This window comes from Thiofaba sp. EF100 (assembly GCF_039822285.1).
GTDB lineage: Bacteria > Pseudomonadota > Gammaproteobacteria > Halothiobacillales > Halothiobacillaceae > Thiofaba.
The window spans coordinates 25,236-40,339 of record NZ_JBAJEY010000004.1; the positions used below are offsets into that span (position 1 = coordinate 25,236).

Here is a 15,104-nt window from a genome sequence, read left to right on the forward strand (position 1 = left end):
ATGGCCATCCTCGTCGACAAAAACACCCGCGTCATCTGCCAGGGCTTCACCGGCAAACAGGGCACCTTCCATTCCGAGCAGGCCATTGCCTACGGCACCCGCATGGTCGGCGGCGTCACCCCGGGCAAGGGCGGCAGCACCCATCTGGGACTGCCCGTGTTCGACACCGTGCATGATGCCGTGCGCCAGACCGGGGCGGAGGCGAGCATGATCTACGTGCCCGCGCCGTTCGCCGCCGACGCCATTCTCGAGGCCGCCGACGCCGGCATCCGCCTGATCGTCTGCATCACCGAGGGCATCCCGGTGCTGGACATGCTCAAGGTCAAGGCGGCGCTGAAGGACTACCCGGACACCCGCCTGGTCGGCCCGAACTGCCCCGGCGTGATCACGCCGGGGGGCTGCAAGATCGGCATCATGCCGGGATATATCCACAAGCCGGGGGCGATCGGCATCGTCTCCCGCTCCGGCACCCTGACCTATGAGGCGGTGCACCAGACCACCGGCGCGGGCCTTGGGCAGAGCACCTGCGTGGGGATCGGCGGCGACCCCATCCATGGCATGAACTTCATCGACTGCCTGCGGCTGTTCGAGGCCGACCCGCAGACCGAGGGCATCATCATGGTGGGTGAGATTGGCGGTAGCGCCGAGGAAGAAGCGGCCGAGTTCATCCAGGCGGAGGTCAGCAAACCGGTGGTGGCCTACATCGCCGGGGCCACGGCGCCCAAGGGCAAGCGCATGGGCCACGCCGGGGCGATCGTCGCAGGCGGGCAGGGCACCGCCGAGGCCAAGTTCGCTGCCCTGGAGGCCGCAGGCGTACACATCGTGCGCTCCCCCGCCCAGATGGGCGCCAGGATGGCCGAAGTCTTGGGGCGTGGCTGATTGAGCGGGGTCTTGGCTCCCCTCCCCCTTGACGGGGGAGGGGCTGGGGGAGAGGGTGAGTCGCGTCGGACTTCGTCGCAAGGTCTCCGTATCGCCCTCGCCCAGCTCAACCTGCTGGTGGGCGACATCGACGGCAATGCCAGCAAGATCATCGCCTGGACCCGCCATGCGGTCGAGCAATACCAGGCCGATCTGATCCTCTTCCCCGAGCTGGCCCTGACCGGCTACCCGCCGGAGGATCTGCTCAAGCGCGCCGACTTCATGACCGCCTGTGAGGCGGCGGTGGAGCGCCTGCGGCGTGAGATCCCGCACGGCATCACCGTGGTCCTCGGCCTGCCCGAATGGTGTGAGGGCCAACGCTACAACAGTGCCCTCGTCCTGCGTGATGGGGCCATCCTCGCCCGCTACCGCAAGCAGCACCTGCCCAACTACGGGGTGTTCGACGAGCTGCGCTACTTCACCCCGGGCACCGAGCCTTGCGTCTTTGCCCTGCAGAGGGGGGAGGGTGAGCCGCTGAGCTTCGGCCTGACCATCTGCGAGGACATCTGGCACCCCGAGCCCATCGCCCAGGCCAAGGCCGCGGGGGCGCAGCTCATCCTCAACCTCAATGCCTCCCCCTACCAGCACGACAAACCCAGTCTGCGCGAGCAGGCCCTGCGCGCCCGCGCAGCCGAGACCGGTCTACCCATCGTCTACGTTAACCTGATCGGCGGGCAGGACGAACTGGTGTTCGATGGCGGCTCCCTGGTCATGGATGCCGAGGGCTGCATCATCCACCGCCTGCCCATGTTCGAGGAGGCGCTGGGCTGCATCGAACTCTCCCCCCTCTCCCTTGAGGGGAGAGGGGCCGGGGGAGAGGGTGAAGAGCTTTCTCCCAAGGCTCAACGTTTTGCCATACACCCCATCGACGGCCTCACCGTCGCCCCCCTCGACGAAACCTGCGCCATCTACCGCGCCCTGGTCCTCGCCATCCGCGACTACGCCCACAAAAACGGCTTCAAGGGCGCTTTACTGGGCCTCTCCGGCGGTATCGACTCAGCCCTGACCCTGGCGCTGGCCGTCGATGCCCTGGGTGCGGACCAGGTCGAGGCGGTGATGATGCCCAGCCGCTACACCGCCGACATCAGCCAGCTCGACGCTGCAGCCGAGGCCCAGGCCCTCGGCGTGGCCTACCACGTGGTGCCCATCGAACCTGCCTTCACCGCCTTCCAGCAGATGCTCGCCCCAGTGCTGCACGGCCGCCCCTCGGGCACCACCGACGAGAACCTCCAGGCCCGCTCGCGCGGCGTGGTGCTGATGGGGCTCTCCAACGCCACCGGCAAGCTCTTGCTCACCACCGGCAACAAGAGCGAGATGGCGGTCGGCTACGCCACCCTCTACGGCGACATGGCCGGCGGTTTCGCCCCGCTCAAGGACGTGCCGAAGATGCTGGTCTTCCGCCTGGCCCGTTACCGCAACACCCTCGCGCCCGTCATCCCCGAGCGGGTCATCACCCGCCCCCCCTCCGCCGAACTGCGCCCCGACCAGAAGGACGAGGACAGCCTGCCGCCCTATCCGGTGCTGGACGCCATCCTCGAGGCCTACATCGAGCGCATGGAAGGCCTCCCCGAAATCGTCGCCCGCGGTTTCGACGAGGCGCTCGTTGCCCGCGTCATCCGCATGGTGGACCTGGCCGAATACAAGCGCCGCCAGGCCCCGCCTGGGGTCAAGATCACTTCCCGCGCCTTCGGCCGCGAACGCCGCTTCCCGATCACCAACGGGTTCAGGCGCTGAGGGCCAGTCCCCCTTCGCCTTGTCTGCTAGATTTTGAGAGTGCCCCTTGGTGAAGGCTCAGGGCACTTTTCAATGCATGCGTGAGCTGGGGGAGGGTGATGGCCGGATCATGGCATCCAGCCCGGTCAGGGGGCGGGCAGCCTGAGCTTCTGTCATGGGGGCCGTGGATCGCGGTCCTGTTCGCCTGCCTGCCTTATGCCCTCGGCTTCCCCCAAGGGGATGACGGCGGTCGTGAGGCGGTGCGCATCGCGGAGTATCTGCATGCGCTGGAGGATGGCCAGTATCCCCCCTATTGGGCCTCCAATTTTTACGGCGGGTATGGCTCGCCGGTCTTTCTTTATTACGCCCCTCTTTTTTCCTTCGTTGCGGCGATCTTGTCGAAGGTGACGCACTCCTTCGCATCAGGCGGCATTCTGGCGGCCTGTTTCTTTACTGCGGTAGCCGCCGTCTCCATGCATGCCTTGATGCGGGAGATCCTGGGGCGGGGTGATGCGGCCGCTGAGGCAGGCGCGCGGATCTCCGTCTACTTCTATGTGCTGAGTCCCTATCTCCTGGTGGACAAGTTCGTGCGCGGGGCCAATGCCGAATTTACTGCGCTGGCCCTTCTGCCCATCGTCCTGTTGGGGCTTCTGCGCGTCGGGCGGGAGCCCTTGCAGGGCGTCCTGATCCTCTCCAGCGGTCTGGCGCTCGTGATTCTTGCGCACAATCTGACCGCCTTGATCGCGTTAGCCCTGCTTGCGCTCGCAGCCGTCGTGCTTTATCGCCCCTGGGATGATGGGGGCTGGCGCGGACTCGGATACGTGGCTTTGGGGGTGGCCTTCGGGCTCGCTCTCTCGGCTTTTTTCTGGTGGCCGCTCATCGTTTTCTTGCCCGGGGTGAGGATGGGCGACCTCACGGGGTTGTTCGCCTTGGATGCCTTCATGACGCCGCTCGCGTTGTTCGGAGTTGGGCATCCTTTTACGTTTGGTCCGCTCATCCCCTTCATCCTGGTCCTCGCCGTGATGATCTACTTCCAGGGAAAAGTCGAGGGGCGTACACAACAGGTGCTGCTTTTCGCCCTGAGTACAGCGGGTTTGAGTTTGTTTCTCCAGTGGCCCATCAGTCTCCCCCTTTGGGAATCGATCGAAGCCTTGAAGATGTTCCAGTTTCCTTGGCGCATGATGGGAGTCTTGGCTCTTGTCTCGGCCATGGCGGGCGGCATGATCGTCTATGCCTGGGGGCAGGTCTGGACCAACCGGTCCCGAGGCGTGCTTGAGTATTTGATTTTGGCGCTTGCCGTAAGCGTCGCCATCATGGGGCTCATGCGGACCCTTCCATTCATTTGGAGATTGGATATGAGCCTTGAGGGACTCTCAGCGCACGCTGTGCGCGAACGCGATGTGCGTGCGACCTCCCGTCATGAATATCTTCCCCCGGGCGCCCAGCTGGAGAGCCGGAGTCCTCCCTCGCAGGTCGAGATCAGAACGGGTGATCGGCTCGAGGCGGTCATTCTGGCCTGTCGGGAGGGGGGGGAGATGGCGTTGACGGTAGATTTGAATGAGCCAAGGTCGCTTCGATTTCCCGTATGGGGGGCTGATGTGTGGGCGGTCAGGCTCAATGGCAGGGGCGTCGCCTATCGAACCGATGAAATCGGCAGTATGGAGGTCGATCTTCCCGCGGGGCACCATGAGGTGCGCCTGATGTCGCGCCCTCCACAAGCCAGGATATGGGGTGTAGGAGTCAGCATGGTCTCATGGGGGGTGTGGCTCATCCTGGCCCTGCATGGTTGGAGGCAGCGTCGAGAGACGACTTGATTGCCTTGTCCATCAGCACGTTAGCCGGCCCTGACGCTTCGCTCGTGTGGCAGCTTGAGACGTGAGCGCGCCCGTTGATTGGCGCGCTGTGGATGTCTGAACTATCCTCGATCCCAGGATGGCTTGGAGCGGGGGATGCAAGGGGTCAAGATTGATGTAGGGCGTTTTGATCTGGCAGGGCTTGCTCTCTTGACGCTGCTCACCCGCGTGCCATTCATGAGCAGCGCGCCGTATGACATGGACTCCGTCAACTTTCTCCTCGGTATCGCCCACTACAGCCCAGAGCTGCACCAGCCTCATCCGCCCGGCTATTTCCTCTACATCATGGCGGGACGGCTCATCGCCGCTCTGGTGGGGGATGCCCATCTCGCCCTCCTGATCCTATCCATCGTGGCTACCATGCTCGCGGCGTGGGGCGTCTATGCCTTGGCGAAGCTTTGGTATGGCGTGTTGGCGGCCCGCTTCACTGCTCTGATCCTGATCTTTTCCCCTTTGGCCTGGTTCCATGGCGAGGTGGCGTTGACCTATGCCGTGGAAATGGCCTTTTCGGCATGGATCGGATGGTGGGCGTGGCGGTTGTGGCAGGGCGAGCAGCGTTTGGCGATCCCTCTTGCCCTCCTGCTGGCGCTCGCGGCCGGCTTTCGTCAGTCCACGGCGCTCTTTCTCCTTCCGCTGCTGGTGCTCGCGCTCTCCACATCCTCGTGGCAGGTAGGATGGCGTGCGGTGCTGGCCTTCGTTCTCGGCTGCTTGGCCTGGTTTATTCCCATGGTGGAGGCTGCTGGCGGCGGAGCGGTGTATTTCCAGTCCCTCATCGACTTGTGGGAGCGTGTGCCGGCATCCCGCACGGTCATGTCTCACGATGTGGATGGCTTTGAGCTGGCGCTCACAAGGCTCGCGCTTGTGGTGACCGGGATGGTGCTCGCGCTCGGTGCGACGGTCATGCTCCTTATGCCGAGCTATCAGCCCGCGATCGGGCGCTCAAGGAAGGTGTTCCTTCTGGTGTGGATGGTTCCCGCGCTGGCGTTTTTTGTGCTTGTGTTTCTCCATGCCGCGAACATGGGCTACCTGTTGTTATTGGCGCCGCCCTTGTTCGTCCTTGCCGGTGGCGCGTTGGCGCATTTGTGGCAGAAGGATGTGGCAACTCCCTTGGGGGGAAAGATCTCCATCCTGCTCGTCGCAGGAGTGATCAACGGGGCGATCTTTATCGCATCGCCAGCTTATTTGTCCTATGCATCCATTGCCCAGCATGATCGGTTCATGCAGTCCCTTCCTCTCATGATCCAGCGTCATGGTGGGGCGGGGGTTGATGCCGTTATTGCGCTGGATGAGCATTTCTACGGCTTCCGGCATCTTGGCTATGTTTTGCCAGATCGACTGACGCTGCTGTTCCCGGAGATGGACTCAAGGGGGCAATGGCGGATTTTCTCCATGAATCATGGGGAAACACGGTGGCTTGAGTGCCTTCCACGGGAGGGCTTTTCTTTGCTCGTCGCCTCGCTGGCCAACCGGCCGAAGATCGACTATTTCCAGACCATCCTGCCGTCGGATCAGGTGACGTGGTCTGAAGAGTCCGGCATTGTCCTGATTCATCTGCCCTCCTCCCTGCTTCCCCGTTTGTATCCCGAGTTCGCCCGCCAGTCAGTCTGCGGGGGTGGTGCATGATGGCCCTCCGGCCTCTGGCCATCGCCTTCGTGCGCTTTTCCGGCGTTGGAGCAGTGGCCACGGCGGTTCATTTCGGCGTCCTGACCCTTCTGGTCGAGGCACAGATGGCTGCGCCACTGGCAGCCTCTCTGGTGGGGTTCGTGAGCGGAGCGCTGGTGGCCTACGTGATGAATTATTACCTCACCTTCGGTTCCGACCTGCCTCATCGGCACACGCTGTGGCGTTTTCTCGTTGTGGCCTTGGTCGGCATGCTGCTCAACATGGCGCTCATGGCGATCATGCTCAATCTGGCCGGGGCTCATTATCTGCTTGCACAGGTGATGGCGACCGCCGTGGTTCTGCTGTGGAACTTCCTCATGAATCTTGTTTGGACTTTCCGTGGGACGGCCCATGCTGCGAGATGAATTGCCGCTGATTTCTGTCATCGTGCCGTTCTTCAATGAGGAGGACGGTCTTGTCCGTCTCCATGAGCGGCTCAATGCAGTGTTGCTTGCGTTACCGGTGCGCTCGGAAATTCTCTACGTGGATGATGGCAGCACCGATGATGGGCGGCGGATCGTGGAGCAACTGAGGTCGCAGGACCCTCGCATCGCCCTTCTGTGTCTTTCGCGCAATTTCGGCAAGGAGATCGCCATGACCGCCGGTCTCGACCATGCGGCAGGTGATGCCGTGGTGATCATCGATGCCGACCTTCAGGATCCGCCCGAGCTCATCCCTCAGCTGCTGGAGAAGTGGCGGGAAGGCTATGACGTGGTCTACGCCACGCGTATGGAGCGGGAGGGGGAGACCTGGCTGAAGAAGGCCTCTGCCAGCGCGTTTTATCGCGTCATCCACCACGCCGCCAATTTCGACATCCCGCGCGACACGGGGGATTTCCGCCTGCTCAGCCGCAGGGCGGTCGATGCCCTGAAGCGTCTGCCGGAGCAGCATCGTTTCATGAAGGGGCTGTTTGCCTGGATCGGTTTCCGCCAGATCGGGGTGCCCTATCACCGCGAGCCGCGTCATGCCGGGGCGACGAAATGGAATTATTGGAAGCTCTGGAATTTCGCCCTGGAGGGCATCACCTCGTTCACCACGGCCCCCTTGCGGCTGGCCTCCTACCTCGGCGGAGTGATTGCTTTGCTGGCCTTCGCCTACGGTTTGTGGATCGTGATTGACACCCTGGTTCATGGCAACCAGGTGCCCGGTTACCCCTCCCTGATGGCCGTGGTGCTGTTCCTCGGGGGCATCCAGCTGATCTTCATCGGCATCCTCGGTGAATACCTCGGTCGCATGTTCGACGAGAGCAAGCGGCGCCCCCTCTATCTGGTGGCGGACTACCATCCTTCATCGCAATCTTTGTCGGATAAGGCATGAAACTCACCCCTGTCCTCGCCTGGTTTACCCTACCAAGACTCGCCTTTGCCATTCTCTTCCTTGCCCTGTTGGTGACCCGCGACCTGTGGGATCCGGACTATTTCTGGCATCTGGTGACGGGGCAGTACATCGTCGAGCATGGCGAAATCCCCCGCGCCGACATCTTCTCCTTCACCCAGCCGGGCAAGCCTTGGGTGGCCCATGAATGGCTGTTCCAGGCGTTTCTTTACTTGATCCACGCAGGTTTTGGGGATTGGGGCGTGAAGTTCATCACCGCCTTCCTGCCGATGCTTGCCTTGTATCTCGCCTATCTCGCCGCCCGCATCGTCCAGCCGTCGGGGTGGATGCCCCTGATTCTCGCTCTGGGGCTCTTGATCTTGCTGACCAGCTTCAGCTCGCCCCGCCCCCAGCTGATCAGTTTTGTCATGTTCGCGGCCTATCTTCTGGTGCTCATCCGCATCAAGTACGCCGGGGCGTCCCTCCGCTCCCTGCTCTGGCTGCCGCCGTTGATGGCGGTGTGGGTCAATATGCATGGCGGGTATGTGGCCGGGTTTGCGTTGGTGACGCTGTTCGCGATGACCGAAGCCATCCAGGCATGGTACGGCGGATGGCGGAAGGATGACGGCGTACGGCTGCGGATGATGGCCCTCGTCCTGCTTGGTATGCTGCTCGCCTCGGCCGTCAACCCCGATCATGTGCGGCACTGGCTCTATCCCTTCGAGGTCATGGCCATGGAGGCCTCACGCAGCATGATCAGCGAGTGGGCCAGCCCCGACTTCCACGATTTGTCGGGGAAGTTCTTCCTGATGTTGGTGTTCGCCTACTTCTTCCTCTCTGCTTGGCGTACCTCCCGTCCTGACCTGACCGAATTGGCCTTGCCGGCGTTTTTCATTCTGGCAAGCCTGGTGGCCGTTCGACATCAGCCCTTGGCCTTGCTGGTCTTGCTGCCGTTCATGGCTCGGGCCTGGCAGGACCTGCCCTTCCAGGCGGTGCAGCAGCGGTTTGGCCCGCTCGTGCGGTGGTGGCAGCGGCGACGGGGCAGCGAACTGGGCGCGAAGGAGGGGGCCCTCAATGTGCTCCTTCTGCTGGTCGTCGTGATGGTGCTGGTGGCGTACTACCCTGCCCATCAGCAGTCCTGGCAGGAGCGGCGCGATCGTTTCGCGCCATTTAGCGCGGTCGATTTCATTGAGTCACAGCACCTCAAAGGCAGGATCTTCAGCACCTACCACTATGGAGGTTATCTGATCTACCGGCTCTATCCGGGGCGCAAGGTGTTCATTGACGGTCGGGCGGACATGTACGGGGACGACTTCCTCAAGGAGCATGGGCGGATCTATGGCGGTCAGGTGGGGTGGGATAAGGACTTCGACAAGTGGGACATTGATCTTGTCCTGACCGAGCTGGACGCACCGATCAGGCAATTGCTGCTGGCCCGGGGCGACTTTGTGTCCGTCTACCAGGATGAGTACAACGGCGTGCTTGCTCGGCGCACCATGGTTGAACAGGCGAGCAAAAATCGTCCTTGACGGATGCCGGGATGGCTTCTAGAAGATAACTGAGAGGTTGAGAATCCTTTCCCGTCGGTTCTACTGGCGGCGTCCCCAAGTCGTTCAAGAGGATCATGAGATGAAAGCACTGATGAACAAGTTTATGCGCGATGAATCAGGCGCAACGATGGTCGAATACGCCATCCTGGTTGCCTTGATTTCCGTTGCGGCGATCGTGGTCATTCAGGTTCTTGGCGCGAAGATCAACAACGTCTTCAACAACGTGCAAAGCAAGATCAACGCCTGATCGTGCTGGTGAGGGGGTTCGCCCCCTCACTTGTTTCTGCCATGTATTAAAAATGTGGATGTGCAGGCATGGTTAAGCGTTTTCTTCGTGACGAATCCGGCGCGAGCATGGTCGAGTACGCCATCCTGGTCAGCCTGATCTCCATCGCGGCCTACGCGGTCATTTACACCCTTGGGGTCAAGCTGGAGGCGTCCTACAACAGCTCCACCCAGAAAATGACCAATGCCGGCATCTGATCCCCCTCCCCGAAAGGCCTTTCCTGCCCCCATGGGTCGCCATGGCGCTGCGTGGGGAGAGGTTTTCCGGGGCGGCGATTCGGGACATTCCCTGACGACCACGAGAAGTTTTCTTGCACGACGCTGTTTATCTTGGGCTGCTGGCAGCCCTCTTCATTCCCGCCGTCATCACTGACATCCGTGACCGGCGCATCCCCAATGTCCTGACCCTGCCGTTCTGGTTCATCGGTATTGCCGCGCACGCTGTCCTGGACGGGTTGCCGGGGCTGAAGGAGGCCGGGCTCGGCTGGCTGATCCTCTTTGCCATGACCTTACCGTTCTGGTTGCTGGGCTGGATGGGGGCGGGGGATGTGAAGCTCATGGCGGCCGTCGGGGCGCTGGTCGGGGCGGACCTTGCCCTGGATGTCCTGCTCGGCATCGTCTTGACCGGCCTTATCCTGGCCGTCATCCAGCTCATCCGCCATGGCCTGTTGCTGCAGTCCCTGCGCAGGTTCATCGCCATCTTCGGCTTCAGTATGGCAGCGGGTCGCCCGACCTACATCGAACCCGAAAGCCGCGAGCGTGGCCTGATTCTCCCTTACGCCATCCCTATTGCCATCGGCACCCTCGCGGCGCTGGTTTTTAGGCTATACATCTATTGAGGCGCCCGTGGGGTGCCGGGGTCATGTGGGCGTTCCCTGCATGATGCGAACAAACAGGGAGAGCACCTGCGTATGCCGTACGACGATATGCCGGCCACGTCGGAAACCGCGTCACTGTTCAGTCATTTCCGACACAAGAAACTCGGGATCTCCGGAGCGCCTCGGGCGGTCATGGGGACGGTGTTCCCGTCCGCGCCCCTGTCGTTTGGCGATCTGGGGGTCGGCCCATCGCTGCTCAACAAGTTGATCCTCAAGCATCTGCTGGTCGGGGGGGCGCTGCGCAACGATGAGCTGGCCCAGCGCCTTGCCATCCCTCTCTCCCTGCTCGACGAGCCGACCACCTTCCTGCGCAAGGAAATGATGGTCGAGGCGCGTGGTGAGGGCTCGGCCGGCATATCGGGCGTGATGCGCCTGAATTTGACGGAGCGGGGATACCAGCGGGCCCGCGCCTACCTGGAGGAAAACTGAACTGGTGATTATCGTCACCCCGCGCCTGGTCAAGCCCGTACCTGCGGGACAACTGAAGACCCCGGCCGACCAGTTCGTGCCCCCGAGTGACTTTGACCAGTATCTGATGGGGACACTGGAAGGCCCACGCTCGGCAGCTCCTGCTCCGGCAGCGAAGGAGCAGGGCGCCGGGACGCCCGCTTCCCGGGGCGGTGGCACCGATGGCACCTATGGACATCAACTCTAAGGGGATGAGGACATGCGCAAGACCAACACCGTGATCGCCCTCATCATCCCGCTGGCCCTTATCGGGCTGGCGGGGTGCACGGGCAACCAACAGACCCTGCGCGCCGATTTCGGTGAAGCCGTCAAGGCCAATACCGCCATGCAGACCATCAATCCGACGGCCGGGCAGGCGGAGGTGCCGGTAGCCACCCGCGATGGGCAACGCACCGAAAACATCATGGATGCCTACCGGAAGGATACGGGCAAGCCCGATACCACGACGACGGGCACGCGCATCATCCAGGGGATACGTTAACGCCGGACCTGAGGGCGCAGTCCCCACAAGACGGAGGTCGAGGAGACGCTATGAACATCATCGGACCCATGCGAGTCACCCAGCGCGGGGCGGTGCTCGTCTTTCTCGCGATCGGCATCGCCCTGTTGATTGGCGTGGCGGCCCTGGCGGTCGACCTGGGGCGCCTCTTCGTCCTCCACACGCAGATGCAGAACGCCGTGGATGCCGCGGCGCTGGCCGCAGCGACCGAGCTCGACCAGTACGACAATAGCCAGGATGGTGGGCGGGGTGGGGCGCGTGATCGCGCCCGGCGGGCGGCGCGCGACCTCCTCAGTCATCAGAGCGCCTTGGTCAAGGCGGATCCGCAGCTATTGCAGGATCTGGATGTCAGCGCAACTTCGCCTAACTTCCGGTTTTACTGCTATATCGGCGAATCGACCGCTTCGCTGACCGAATCGTGCGACTTGGCCACGCCGGTGCCCGCACCGGGCGAGCCGGGGAAATATCTCGCCTCCAGCGATCATGACGCGCATTACGTCCGTGTCACCTTGAACGAGCGCAAGATCGACCTGTTCTTCCTGCCGGTGCTGCAGGCCTGGCCGATCAACGCCGCCGCACCGACCGAGGCGGCCCGCAAGACCACCGCCCTTGCCGGCAGGCGCTGGTATGCCTGCAACTACCCGCCGCTGATGATTTGCGACCCCTTCGAGAACAACGCTGCAGGCACGGGCAGCCGCAACCTTGCTGAGGCGGTGGCGCGTGGTGATTTGAACAAAGGCGATGTGGTGGTGCTGAAATACCAGGCCAATTCATGGGCCCCGGGGGATTTCGCCTTCCTCCTCCCCGGTGTGCCTGGGAGTTACGACACAGGGGCCAAGTCATTGGGGGACTACATTGCCAACCCCAGTAAACAGGCCTGTACCCCTCCCCTGGTGCATACCCGCACCGGTTCGGTCCAGAGCTGGCCGAACTGGGCGCTCGACACCTACTTCGATATCTACAAGAGCTACACCCCAGGCGACTCCAAGGCGGCCCCCAATGTGATCAACTTCCCGCCTCGGACCCTGGCCGATTACTCCGATGCCTCGGCCGTCAATGGCGCTTGGAAAGCTTACGATGCGGGGCGTGGGCGCTTCGCCAACTCGGCCTGGGATCGGGATGCCTATTGGGCGACTTATCATGCGCCCTTGGGGCATAGCAAACCGGGCACTTGGACGGTGGGGGCGCAGAGTGTCAACTGGAGCACGGCCTCCCGTTGGGAGGTCTACAACTGGGAGATCAGCGAAGGCAAGCTGCCCTGTACCGCTAACCCCACCAATGCGGATGGTACGCCTTATACCGACAAGGGAACGCCAGTCACCGTGGATTGCAGCCTGCCCAACCCGGCCGATGCCGAGAAGAACCCCGTCTGGTCCAAGTATCAGGCGGATGTGAGTGCCTCCTGGGTGGATGGCAAGCCTGAGCCTGGGCGCTTCGTCAACGATCCGAACCGCCGGGTGCTCTATGTGGCGGCCATCGACTGCGTCACCCAGAACATCAACGGCAGCAAGCCGGCGGTGGCTTCGGCCTTCGCCAAGTTCTTCATCCTCCAGGACTCGCAGGATTCGGCCAGTGAGAAAGTGAACTTCATCGCTGAGTTCATGGGGTTGGCGAACGAGAACGATGATGTCATCCACCATGAAGTGGTGCTGTATGAATAGGCCGCATCCAAGGCCCTCGCGCGGGGCCGTGATGGTCGAGTTCGCGCTCACGGTGATGATGCTGGTGGCTCTTGTGTTCGGCATCACGGAGTTGGGACGTGCGCTTTATCAATGGAACACCTTGACCAAGGCAGCCGAGGTCGGGGTGCGCTTTCTCAGCCGCGCCTACGATCAGCTCGACCCCCTGACCTGTGCCCCCAAGGCAGGGTGGGCGTCCAGTGTGACCAAGGCCAAGAACCTGGTCGTCTATGGTCAGGAGACGGCGACACCGCCGGCCCGCCTCCCTGGTTTGGCTCCCGCCAACGTATCCGTTCAGGTCTTGCCCTACAACGCGAGTTTCAAGGCTTGTCCGCTGCGCATCGACGTGACCGGGGTGCCCTTCGACTCCCCGGTCCTTGTCGGCCTGTTCGGATTCAATATCACCCTATCGGCGCATGCCGAGGAGAGGTACATCGGTGAATAGCCCCGCACGCAACAAGGGCCACCGTGCCATGCGCGGGGCCGCCCTGGTGGAGATGGCCATCAGCATCGTCCTCTTCCTGGTGCTCGTGTTCGCCATCATCGAATTCGCCCTGATCATCTTCGACTGGTCGCGAGTGGTGGAGGCCACCCGCGCGGCCACGCGCTTTGCGGTGGTCAATAACTCCGGCGTGACCTTACCGGACTGCCGGGATGCCACTGGGGCGTATCAGCCCAATACCATCACCATCGCCATCCCCTTCAACTGCACCACGGCGACGGATGCCTGCGCCATCGCCAAGCGCGTGCAGGGCATCGTCAACCTGGGCCTGCTCGATTCCTCGGCGGCATCCCTGAAAGTGACCTATAAGTGTTCTGACACCGGGTTTTCGTTGAGGCCCAACAGCATGGCGATCTACGAGGTCACGGTGGAGAGTCAGGGCTTCAAGCATCCCTTGGTCGTTCCGAAATTGCTGGGGCTTGCGGCGACATGGACCATCCCCGCGTTCTCCACCACGCGAGTCAGTGAGGACATGGAAACGCAGTGAGAGGTTTGCGGTGCAGCGGGACAGGAATGCAGGCGGTCAATGGACGGGTTGCATACAACATAGGAAAACCAGGATACAGCCATGATGAATTTGAAAGTGGTCGCACTGGTGATTCAGGAGTCCACCGCGCAGCAGTTGTTCTCATCGCTATCGCGCCTTGAGGGTGTTGACTTCGACCTGCGCATGCACAGGGAGGATGAACGGCCTCTTTCCTCCGTCGGCGTCGAAGAGTTGCCCGATGTGGTGATCCTGGAGATCAATGGACATCATGCCGAAGACATCACGGATGTAGAGCGCATCCTGCACGATCATGGCGACAAAGTGACCGTGTTTGTCACCGTCAAGGACGGAAACATAGACATCATTCGTCGCCTGATGCGGGCGGGGGTGCGGGATGTGTTGGTCCAGCCGATCCAGACCCAGGAGTTGGTCATCGAGATTACCCGCATCCTCTCCGAGAAGCGTGCCCGCCAATCCGCGGAGCAAGGACGGCAGGGGCACATCCTGTCCTTCCTCAATGCCAAGGGCGGCAGCGGTGGCTCGACGCTGGCGGTCAATGTCGCCCACGCCTTGGCCTCTCAATTCGATCTCAAGGTCGTCCTCGTCGACCTCGACCTCCAGTTTGGTGTCTGCGCCCTGTTTCTGGACCTCAAGCCGCAGGCCACGGTGCTCGAGGCACTCAACAACCCGGCGCGTATCGATCCGGTGTTCGTGCAGGCACTGCTGACCCCCTATGAAGGCGGATTGCGTGTGCTGGCCTCTCCGGCGGATGTCTCCATCTCGCCAGACATGGATCCGGATACCGTCAGCGCCTTGCTGCATGCCCTAGCGGCCGAGGCGGATGTTGTGATCGTCGATCTGCCTCGCCAGCTGCGGTCCTGGACCCTCGCGGTCATGCAGCTGTCCGATCCGTTGATGCTGGTGATCCAGAATACGCTCTCCACACTGCGCGATGCGCGTCTGCTTTTGGATGCGCTGCCTCGTCTGGGGGTGACGACCGAGCATGTCGAGTTCGTCAACAACCGCGCCATGGCGGACTCGCCCAGTGTCAGCATCGATCATCTGAAGGAGACCCTGTCCCGGCAGCAGATTCATCGCGTGCGCAATGACTTCGAGCTCGCCGTGCATGCCCAGGACATCGGCAGGCCGCTGGCCAAGGTCTCTGAGCGATCCCCCCTGACCAAGGATGTGTTTTCGCTTGCCGAACAGATCGCGGAACGCTATGGGGCGCAACCTGCATCCTCCCCGGGCTTGCTTAAGCGCCTCTTCAATATTCACTAACGAAAAGGATCGAGG

At 62.3% G+C, this 15,104-nt stretch carries 16 protein-coding genes; all 16 read left to right on the forward strand.

What is annotated here, in order from left to right; genetic code table 11:
- The 16 genes from sucD (at position 1) to V6D91_RS08140 (ending at position 15,089) form a co-directional block, all read left to right on the forward strand.
- Positions 1-879: a succinate--CoA ligase subunit alpha gene (gene sucD / locus V6D91_RS08065; protein ID WP_347319382.1), complete on the forward strand. Its 879-nt coding sequence runs from the start codon at positions 1-3 to the stop codon at positions 877-879.
- 90 nt (positions 880-969) lie between these two features.
- On the forward strand, positions 970-2,652 hold the full coding sequence (locus tag V6D91_RS08070) for an NAD+ synthase (protein ID WP_347319723.1): 1,683 nt from the start codon (positions 970-972) through the stop codon (positions 2,650-2,652).
- 98 nt (positions 2,653-2,750) lie between these two features.
- Entirely contained in the window at positions 2,751-4,445 is a 1,695-nt protein-coding gene (locus tag V6D91_RS08075; RefSeq protein ID WP_347319384.1) for a hypothetical protein, read from the forward strand.
- Positions 4,446-4,580: 135 nt separating this feature from the next.
- Positions 4,581-6,107 (forward strand): glycosyltransferase family 39 protein, encoded by a 1,527-nt coding sequence (locus V6D91_RS08080; protein WP_347319386.1) that lies wholly within the window; start codon positions 4,581-4,583, stop codon positions 6,105-6,107.
- Complete coding sequence (locus V6D91_RS08085) at positions 6,104-6,511, forward strand: GtrA family protein (protein ID WP_347319388.1); 408 nt, start codon at positions 6,104-6,106, stop codon at positions 6,509-6,511. The genes V6D91_RS08080 and V6D91_RS08085 overlap by 4 nt, the downstream gene beginning before the upstream one ends.
- Positions 6,498-7,463: a glycosyltransferase family 2 protein gene (locus V6D91_RS08090; RefSeq protein ID WP_347319390.1), complete on the forward strand. Its 966-nt coding sequence runs from the start codon at positions 6,498-6,500 to the stop codon at positions 7,461-7,463. The genes V6D91_RS08085 and V6D91_RS08090 overlap by 14 nt, the downstream gene beginning before the upstream one ends.
- Positions 7,460-8,989, forward strand: coding sequence for a hypothetical protein (locus tag V6D91_RS08095; RefSeq protein ID WP_347319391.1), 1,530 nt, complete (start codon positions 7,460-7,462; stop codon positions 8,987-8,989). The genes V6D91_RS08090 and V6D91_RS08095 overlap by 4 nt, the downstream gene beginning before the upstream one ends.
- Positions 8,990-9,089: 100 nt before the next feature.
- Positions 9,090-9,257 (forward strand): Flp family type IVb pilin, encoded by a 168-nt coding sequence (locus V6D91_RS08100; RefSeq protein ID WP_347319393.1) that lies wholly within the window; start codon positions 9,090-9,092, stop codon positions 9,255-9,257.
- A gap of 68 nt (positions 9,258-9,325) precedes the next feature.
- Complete coding sequence (locus tag V6D91_RS08105; RefSeq protein ID WP_347319395.1) at positions 9,326-9,493, forward strand: Flp family type IVb pilin; 168 nt, start codon at positions 9,326-9,328, stop codon at positions 9,491-9,493.
- Between the two features lie 113 nt (positions 9,494-9,606).
- On the forward strand, positions 9,607-10,134 hold the full coding sequence (locus V6D91_RS08110; RefSeq protein WP_347319396.1) for a prepilin peptidase: 528 nt from the start codon (positions 9,607-9,609) through the stop codon (positions 10,132-10,134).
- A 72-nt stretch (positions 10,135-10,206) separates the two neighbouring features.
- A complete protein-coding gene (locus tag V6D91_RS08115; RefSeq protein ID WP_347319398.1) occupies positions 10,207-10,602 on the forward strand; it encodes a hypothetical protein in 396 nt (131 codons plus the stop codon).
- A gap of 238 nt (positions 10,603-10,840) precedes the next feature.
- The gene (locus V6D91_RS08120; RefSeq protein ID WP_347319400.1) at positions 10,841-11,122 is read left to right on the forward strand and encodes a hypothetical protein; all 282 of its coding nucleotides are present in this window, start codon (positions 10,841-10,843) and stop codon (positions 11,120-11,122) included.
- Positions 11,123-11,172: 50 nt separating this feature from the next.
- Positions 11,173-12,801, forward strand: a complete 1,629-nt coding sequence (locus V6D91_RS08125) for a Tad domain-containing protein (protein WP_347319402.1) — start codon at positions 11,173-11,175, stop codon at positions 12,799-12,801.
- Between the two features lie 31 nt (positions 12,802-12,832).
- The gene (locus tag V6D91_RS08130; protein ID WP_347319404.1) at positions 12,833-13,264 is read left to right on the forward strand and encodes a TadE family protein; all 432 of its coding nucleotides are present in this window, start codon (positions 12,833-12,835) and stop codon (positions 13,262-13,264) included.
- Complete coding sequence (locus V6D91_RS08135) at positions 13,257-13,808, forward strand: TadE/TadG family type IV pilus assembly protein (protein ID WP_347319406.1); 552 nt, start codon at positions 13,257-13,259, stop codon at positions 13,806-13,808. The genes V6D91_RS08130 and V6D91_RS08135 overlap by 8 nt, the downstream gene beginning before the upstream one ends.
- Before the next feature lie 81 nt (positions 13,809-13,889).
- Positions 13,890-15,089 (forward strand): AAA family ATPase, encoded by a 1,200-nt coding sequence (locus tag V6D91_RS08140; RefSeq protein ID WP_347319408.1) that lies wholly within the window; start codon positions 13,890-13,892, stop codon positions 15,087-15,089.
- The last annotated feature ends 15 nt before the right edge of the window (positions 15,090-15,104 follow it).